Source organism: Gemmatimonadota bacterium, from assembly GCA_009838845.1.
In the GTDB taxonomy this organism is placed as follows: Bacteria; Latescibacterota; UBA2968; order UBA2968; family UBA2968; genus VXRD01.
The window spans coordinates 1-8302 of sequence record VXRD01000080.1 but is presented as its reverse complement, the minus strand read 5'-3'; the positions used below and the strand labels follow the sequence as shown (position 1 = coordinate 8302).

Sequence of the window (8302 nt, the reverse complement as noted above, 5' to 3'; positions counted from 1 at the left end):
ACATCATCGACAATTTGACGTATAAAAGGCTGGCTAAGTGCTCTGTGATCCGGGTGTGGCAGGTAGAAATCTCGTGCAGCCTCATCCACAAACCGAATAATAAACCCCCAGTCATAGCCGTAATTTTTCCCCTCCGGGCTATTATTATATCCCGCAGTAATCTCCTCCATACCCGGAATACTCCCCTTTTCTTTAAGCGCAATCAAACCATCGTGTAGCGCCCGGGTCTGTTCTTGCGTAACCCCATCTTTGAGCTTGAGAAGAACAATATGATCTATCATAAAAAATCCTTTCACGTTACTGCGCGTTCCCGACGCAAACTGTAAACACACCACAGAACAAGCGCGTAAGCCACAGCCGCAATAAAAAAATTGACAGATATTCCAAATATAATAGAAACAAACACAGATAGAGCAGAACACAGCACACCCATAATCCCATTCAGAGCCCAGAACCACGGCGTATCGTCTTCATAATGGGACTGAACCAGACGCATACCCGTCGGAAAAAACAGCCCCATAAGCATCCCCACGGGAAAAATGACCAGAACAGACACCAGTATTTTTATCGTCGTATCCTCAGCCATCATGTGAGACAACAAATAGTGTAGAACCGTATTGAGAGCAACAACACTCACCGCCGTCGTAATTGGAAAAACATAAACCCACGGCTTTCGCGTAAGCGGAAGATGATCGCTTACAAAACTGCCCATACCCGTACTTGCAATAAGCGTAAACAGCAATATACCCAGCGAATAGATGGGGTGTCCAGTAAATACGTTGAGCCGTTGAATCAGGGCAATCTCCACAAACATAAAAGCCGAACCAATAAGAGAAAAATACAGTGCGCCGAACCAGAAACCGCGTGTTCGCATCAACGTTGTGGGTCTATGGGCAAGCCACAAAGGCACGCCAATCGTCGCAACAGCGAGCACTCCGAGCACAATCAAAAGCACCAGAAGCGTAGCCAGTGCTCTCAAATTACCGCTGATAACGCCCTCTTTCAAGCTCAGCGCAGTCCCTATGTGATTCAGCTTCAACATATTAAAAAAATACGGATTGTCATCCGTCGGCGGGCTGTAGTCCAATTCAGCTTGCGCCACAGCCTCTGCGAGTTGCTCTGTGGATTGGGCAGATAAAATCTGTCTCAAAATGGGTTCGGCAGGCAAATGGTCGGGCACATGCACAATCTGATATTGCAATTCCTCGCACACCTGTCTCAACCGATCAACATCGGCCTCACCCAGCGGCTGCCGACAAATCAGCAAAGTCGAAATATTGCCTATTGTAATAAGCGCCATATGATCGGCTGGTCTTTTTATATCCAGCCGCAAAAGCGATTCAACGCCCAGACTCAGCACGCGACCAGTTTCCCCAATATGTTCAGCACTGTACCACCGCGACACCGTAAAAACACCGTCTTCTGTCAGGCGGCTGAGAAATGTCTGCCAGGCTTCCACAGTATAGAGCGCATTTTCAGACAGAGAAAATGCGCCCGCGCCCGTCGCTGCCCAGGTATCGATCAACGCCATCTGAATAACGGAAAACTGCGCGCGACTCTGCGACAAAAAACTGCGCGCATCATCCACCACAAACGTCACATCATCCCGATTGGCAAGCCCAGCAAAATCGCGAAACTCATTCTGGAGCAAATCGACAAAAATCGGATTGACCTCAATACCCAGAACAGCGTCGTGACCAAAAAAGAGCGCACTCTGGATATCCTTCCCCCCGCCCACGCCAATAATACAGGCATTACCCCGTCTATTGAGATAATACCCCACATTTGTGATATCATAACGCAGATGTTCAATATCTCTGAGCGAAGCAAACGATCTAATAGCCGTACCCGCTGCACCGTCAATCGTCATCCCGTGAAAAAAAATCTTCTCGTCCCCTGCTACGGGACTGCCACCCCAGAGTTGCGGAGGCAAATATTGCTGGCGATAGACAACAACCCGCGAAAAGGAATTCCACCGCTCTAAAATTTGATAGCTAAGCCTTTGAAACTTCTCCTTCACAAACATCGGGCGAACACCATACGGGGTCTGCGCATTGAGAATTCCCAACACAAAAAACAGCAACGCGAACGCGATATAACGACGAACAGACCGAGATTGTGCAACACGGGCAAAACACGCACCCGCCAGCGCGCCAATACCGCTACACCACAACATAAGACTCGGCGCATCAACTATTTCGAGACCACCCAACACAATCAGACAACCAGCAGAAGCACCTGTTAAATCACTGGCATAAAGCCTGCCAATCGGCGCATTGAATCGCGTCAACACAGTCGTAATAACCAGACCTGCATAATAAAACGGCCAGGCGCAGACCAGCGTCGCTACAAAAAGCACGATCAAGCTCAGAATACTTCTGTAAAACCCGATAGGCAGAACGCACAAAAGGATCAGAGACGCGGGAATAGACAGCGCAAACCCGACACATGCCCGGGTAATCGCTTCGATCTTATTCTCACCGTCAAAGCGACCTCTTTGCACATAGACCTGAATAGCCCCCGCGGTCATACCCAGCATGGCAATGGAAATCGAAAAAAATGCCAGATGGTACCAGGTAATAACACTCAGCAGACGCACCAGAACAATCTGGATCGCCAGCGACGCCAAAGCGATCAAAAAAAGTCCGGAATAAGCTGCGATTGAACGTTCGTTTTTCATAAGCTATAGAAATTCATCCATACGGGGTGGCCAGGTGGGGTTCGTCTATTCGTCTATGAACTGGTCTGAGAAACGACCAGTTGTACACCGCTCCGTCTATTCATCCCCCGAAGGTACACCCATTCGGCGAAATCATCAAGTTCAATACTGGCATCCTTCACACTTCATCCTTCACACTTCCCCTTGACAGCCTCAATCCACCGCCCTATATAGAAACCATGGCTGAAGTCGCTCAAGAACACCGACAAAAAGACCCCACTGCACGCGCATTGACCTATAAGTCAATCATCCTGGGACTAACACTTGTACTCGTAGCCGCGCTCGGTGGATTTTATGCACGGCACATCTTACACACAACGCGGCTGGCGCAAAATCACCTGTCCCTCGCCGTGGTATTTCCCTTTGCGATAACCGTCGTATTCTTGCGACACTATCTCAAGCTCAATCGGGGCGAACTGCTCGTCATTTTCTCAATGGGCCTGATCGCCTCAACCCTGCCAACGTATTTCTTGAGCCGATTAATCGCCAGCTTTTGCGTACCGTATTACCTCGCCGACCCTACAAATCGATGGGGTGAATTTACACACGACTATCTGCCATCCTGGGCTGTAATTGAACCCGGCCCGGCATTGACGTGGTTCTTCGAGGGCTTGCCGCGCGGCTCGCCTGTTCCATGGGAAGTGTGGATCGGACCTTTATTCTGGTGGTTGAGCCTGCTCGCGGCACTCTGCGCCGTCTTGTTGTGTACAGCGGTAATCCTGCGCAAACAATGGATCGAATACGAGCGACTGGACTACGCCCTCATGGAATTGCCCCTCGCAATGGTCGAAGAAGGCGATACACCATCCCGCCTGCCGCCATTTATGCGCTCACCGCTCTTCTGGATGGGCTTTTCCTTTTCGATCTTCGGAATCTTGTGGAACATCGTATCCTATTTTAATCCCACATTTCCCGTATTTCCCTGGCGATTTGAAGCCATATCCTTTGGACGAGATTTTCAGGCAATTCGCATGAACCTCTACTGGCCCATTGTGGGATTTGCCTACTTTATCAACTTAGACATCTCATTTAGCATCTGCTTTTTCTACTTCCTCGCGGTCATAGAAGAGGGATTATTCAACCGATTTGGCGTCATAATTTCAGAAGCAAATTTTGCTGGCACCTCCTTTGTGCCCGTGGGCTGGCAAATGATCGGCGTGTGGTTTACCGTAGTCGGCTGGGGGCTTTGGATTGCGCGGTCGCATTTGCGCGATGTCTTTCGCAAAGCATTCAAAGGCGATGCAAAAATCGATGACTCAGACGAATTGCTCTCCTATCGGGGTGCTGTCTTCGGCTTATTGGGCGGGCTGCTCTACATGGCCTGCTGGTTTTACGCCTCGGGCATGGGCCTGTGGGTAATCGCGGTATTTCTCGTCGTCATGATGGTCGTCTATATCGGGATCTCGCGCATCATCGCCGAAACCGGCGTCATCACCATCCGAGCCGTCATGGTACCGCAAACATTTATCATGTTCACATTTGGCACCACGCGATTATCTGCACAAACCATGGTCGCACTCGGCATGTCATTTGGCTGGTGCGGCGACATGAAAACAACACTCATGCCTGCCTTGACCCACTCCGTCCGTCTATTTGACACCATTCAGCATCACAAACGACAACTCGTCTGGGCCATATGTCTGGCAATGGGCGTGGGCATTGTCGCATCCTGTTTGTATATCATATCCATGGGGTATGAAGGCGGCGCGGGCAATTACGGATCGCAAATCTCCGGAGGCTTAGCGCGCGGACCCTGGGACTTTGTAGTTAAATACGCAAGAGATCCCGTCAACCCCGACTGGCGCAAAATGGCCTTCTTCACCAGCGGCATCGCCTTCGCTGCCCTCCTGTACTTCTTGCGTTACCGCTACACCTGGTGGCCTCTGCACCCACTGGGACTGGCAACCGGGCCTGCGTATCCCGTGACCCATGTAATCTTCCCCATTTTCCTCGGCTGGTTGAGCAAACTCGCGATCCTGCGTTTTGGCGGCAGCAGAACCTATCGCAGTGCCCGCCCCTTCTTCCTCGGATTGATAATGGGATACTATGTGGGCGCGGGCATCTCGTTCTTTGTCGATATGATCTGGTTTTACGGGCAAGGCCACGGCGTCCCGTTTTCCGATTGAGCAATCGGCGATCAGCAAAACTCGTCTCAGAACTTTTTACCAGAACTTTTGGCAAATGGTTGAGAAGCAATTGGTATTTGGATATTTGGAAATCATTATTATTATTTAGTTTGCAAATGTGAGATACACTATAAACCAGTTTTTTTTGTATCACAAGGTTCTCTTTGATGATTAAACCTCTTAACCGCACAGGCACCTGGCGGACTTATTCCATAGCCGATGGTCTGGCCGGGATGCGCATTGAACACATTGTTGAGGATAGCGAGGGTTATCTCTGGTTCGCCACCTGGGACAACGGTGTTAGTCGCTTCGATGGAGACGAGTTTCGAAATTTTACGCGACGCGACGGTCTTGTTAATGATCGTGTTTATTGTGTTTCACAAGACAGTCAGAATCGATTGTGGTTTGGTACGTTAAATGGGGTCTGCTGGTACGACGGGACAAATTTTCACCATCTGGAAGACGATGGGATTGCAGGCCGTGCTGTGCAGTTTATCTACGAAGACAGTGAGGGTCGTATATGGTGTGGCGGTCACAGGACTTTGGGATATTACGATGGCACTGTGTTCCACGACTTGATTCCGCTCTATCTCCAGCATTACGAGGAGCCGCCTTCTCCCCAATGGCCCAAACAGTGTCGGGGCATTGCCCAGGATCCGGAAGGCCAGATTTGGTTTGGCTTTGATTATCTCATCCGTTTCGATGGCATATCCTTCCGCCGATATGAGAAAAAAGAAGGGTTTCCGCAAAGCAAGACAAGCTATGCCTTGGGGCAGGACTCTGCTGGCAAGGTGTGGTTTGGTCAGCGAGGACATCAGAACGATCTCTGGTGCTATACCGATGGCACCTTCCAGGCTATGCAGGTCAATTTGGGTGGCGGTCTGCGCAAAATTCAGAGTGACGGTACAGGTCGAATGTGGTTATGCACTTCTGAAGGAGTACTCTACCAGGACGGAGACGGATTCAACAGATTTACCCCTGCTGATGGTTTGCCACATCGTGCTGTCAAAGCTGTTTTCCAAGATCGCGAGCATCAGTATTGGTTCGCCACTTGGGGAGGCATCGCGCTCTACGACGCACATAGTATCAGCGTTTTTGGCCTCAGTGGCGAGTCATCCAACAGAGTGAGTGAGATCTCGCAGATTGTGCAAGACAGTCGAGGTGATATATGGGTGGGTTCTGTGTCTCCTGTTTTTAACTCTCTAAGCAAAAGCGGCTTTCGCTTCAATGGTGAGGCCTTTGTCTGTGTAGGCACTGAGGATGGCTTTGATATCAACAACTGTTTCGCCATCTACGAAGACCACGACGGGTGTCTGTGGTTTGGCGGTATCAATGGCTTGTTCCGCTACGATGGGCAGAAGGTTGAAAAAATAGAAACAATCGCAGATTTAGACGGAAAAAGTGTTAGTGCAATCGCCCAGGACTCACAGGGAGGATTCCTTTTTGGTCATTGGGAAAACGAAAAAGAAAAAAGCAAGAGATCCCTTTTGGTCAGCGCATTGAAGCTCGTTTACCAGCGGGGAGAGCAGTTCCAGACCATTTTTGAGGATAATGAGAAGAAAGATTCTTTTAGTCGCATCGGCACGGTGATTCCCGGGCGCAACCGCGAGGTTTATTTTTTTCTTACCTGCCACAATTTCTCTGGTAAGGGTCTGGCGCACTGGCATCCTGAAGATAAGCTCAAATTTTATGGGGTTGGGGATGGGCTGATAGATGACAGAGTCACCGATCTGTTGTTAGATCGCGATGGCAACCTGTGGATCGCTACTCAGGGCGGTCTGGCTTGCTTTGATGGTCGCGTCTTTCACAACTTCACAACAGCAGACGGTTTGCCAAGCAACCGCATCCACTGCTTGCTTGAAGATCGGAAAGGCCATCTTTGGCTCGGCACAGACGGCGGCGTGGCTCACTACGATGGTCAGCATTTCCAGATGATCAACTCACCACATATAGGACCGGTTTCCCAGATACTCGAAGATCGCGATGGAAACTTCTGGTTCGGTACAGTCCAAAATTCTCTGGTGCGTTATCGCCAACAAAAAAACCCGCCCCAGATTTGCCTGCTGCAAGTGATTGCCGATCAGATCTATGAGAACCTGCAGGAAGACATCGTATCCACGGCAGGACAGCAGGTAGTTTTCGAGTACAAAGGTCTGAGTTTTTCTACCCATCCCCGCGACATGCTCTATATCTATCGCCTGAGGGGCTATGATTCCGACTGGCAGTCAGCGACTCGAAAGATGCGGGCACATTACCAAGACCTTTCACCGGGAGATTACACGTTTCAGGTCAGGGCGATAGATCGCGACCTCAATTACTCAGAGATCGCGCAGGTGCAACTCTCGGTAGAAAAGGATCCGCGCATCAGCGCACTGACCTCCATAATCAACAACACGGATGGCATTGGCAAAGAGTTTATCGGTCAGAGTACGGCCCTGCACGAATTTCAAATCCAGCTCAGAAAAGTAGCATCCACTGATCTGACAGTACTGTTTAAGGGCGAGACGGGTGTGGGTAAGGGATTGGCTGCGCGGGCACTACACGCTCTGAGTGCCCATCGCGATGGTCCATTTATGCAGGTCAACTGCGGTGCACTACCTGAAACGCTAATTGATAGTGAACTTTTTGGTCACGAGAAAGGAGCGTTTACCAGCGCAGTTGTTCGCAGACTGGGCAAAGTGGAACTGGCGAAGGGAGGCACGCTCTTTTTGGACGAGGTCGGCGATATGACTCTGGAAACACAGACCAGGATGTTGCGCTTGCTGGACGAGGGCACATTTGAGCGCATTGGAAGCAGCGAGACTCTGGAGGCGCGAACGCGGATTGTGGCAGCGACCAATCGCGACCTTGAGGAGATGATCAGTGCAGGTACTTTCCGAGAGGACCTCTATTACCGCCTCAATACTTTTCCGATATATTTGCCGCCTCTGCGCGAGCGCAAGGAGGATATACCTGACCTATCTGAGTTTTTCAAGAACCGCATGGCAGCGCATATAGGCAAACAATTTGCCCCTTTGACGTCAGAGGTTATCGAGGTATTGCAAAGTTACGATTGGCCTGGGAATGTACGGGAACTGGAACACACAATACAGCGAGCAGTAACCGTATGTAATGGTTTGCAAATCGAAGTAGGGGATCTGGGGCTGTATGATTCTCAAATCAAGGGCACGGTGCAGGATCTTAAGAGGCGCACTTTACCTGATCAAGCCGGCGAAATCATGCCTTTGGATGAATTTGAACGCGATTATATTCTCAAAGTACTCAAAGCGACCAAATGGAAAATAAAGGGGGCAAACGGGGCGGCGACATTGTTGGGTTTACCGCCTTCTACGCTATACACCAAAATGAAAAAACTGGGCATCAAACGCCTGTAGTAAAGGACGTTATAACGTCTTTAGATGTTATAACACCCTTTGTGTAATAAAAATCTGTTAATAAATAGTCTTAAGAGCCAGTC

The 8302-nt window shown here is 49.8% G+C and carries 4 protein-coding genes; 2 read left to right on the top strand and 2 right to left on the bottom strand.

Annotated elements, in window-relative coordinates; all coding sequences use genetic code 11:
• Positions 1–281: Dabb family protein (locus F4Y39_10325; protein ID MYC14108.1), on the bottom strand; the 281-nt coding region annotated here is incomplete at its 3' end.
• 11 nt (positions 282–292) lie between these two features.
• Complete coding sequence (locus tag F4Y39_10320) at positions 293–2680, bottom strand: hypothetical protein (GenBank protein ID MYC14107.1); 2388 nt, start codon at positions 2678–2680, stop codon at positions 293–295.
• Positions 2681–2898: 218 nt separating this feature from the next.
• Here F4Y39_10320 and F4Y39_10315 point away from each other — a divergent pair, with 218 nt between their 5' ends.
• Both F4Y39_10315 and F4Y39_10310 read left to right on the top strand, forming a co-directional pair.
• Positions 2899–4845: a hypothetical protein gene (locus F4Y39_10315; protein MYC14106.1), complete on the top strand. Its 1947-nt coding sequence runs from the start codon at positions 2899–2901 to the stop codon at positions 4843–4845.
• Positions 4846–5012: 167 nt separating this feature from the next.
• The gene (locus tag F4Y39_10310) at positions 5013–8219 is read left to right on the top strand and encodes an AAA domain-containing protein (GenBank protein ID MYC14105.1); all 3207 of its coding nucleotides are present in this window, start codon (positions 5013–5015) and stop codon (positions 8217–8219) included.
• The last annotated feature ends 83 nt before the right edge of the window (positions 8220–8302 follow it).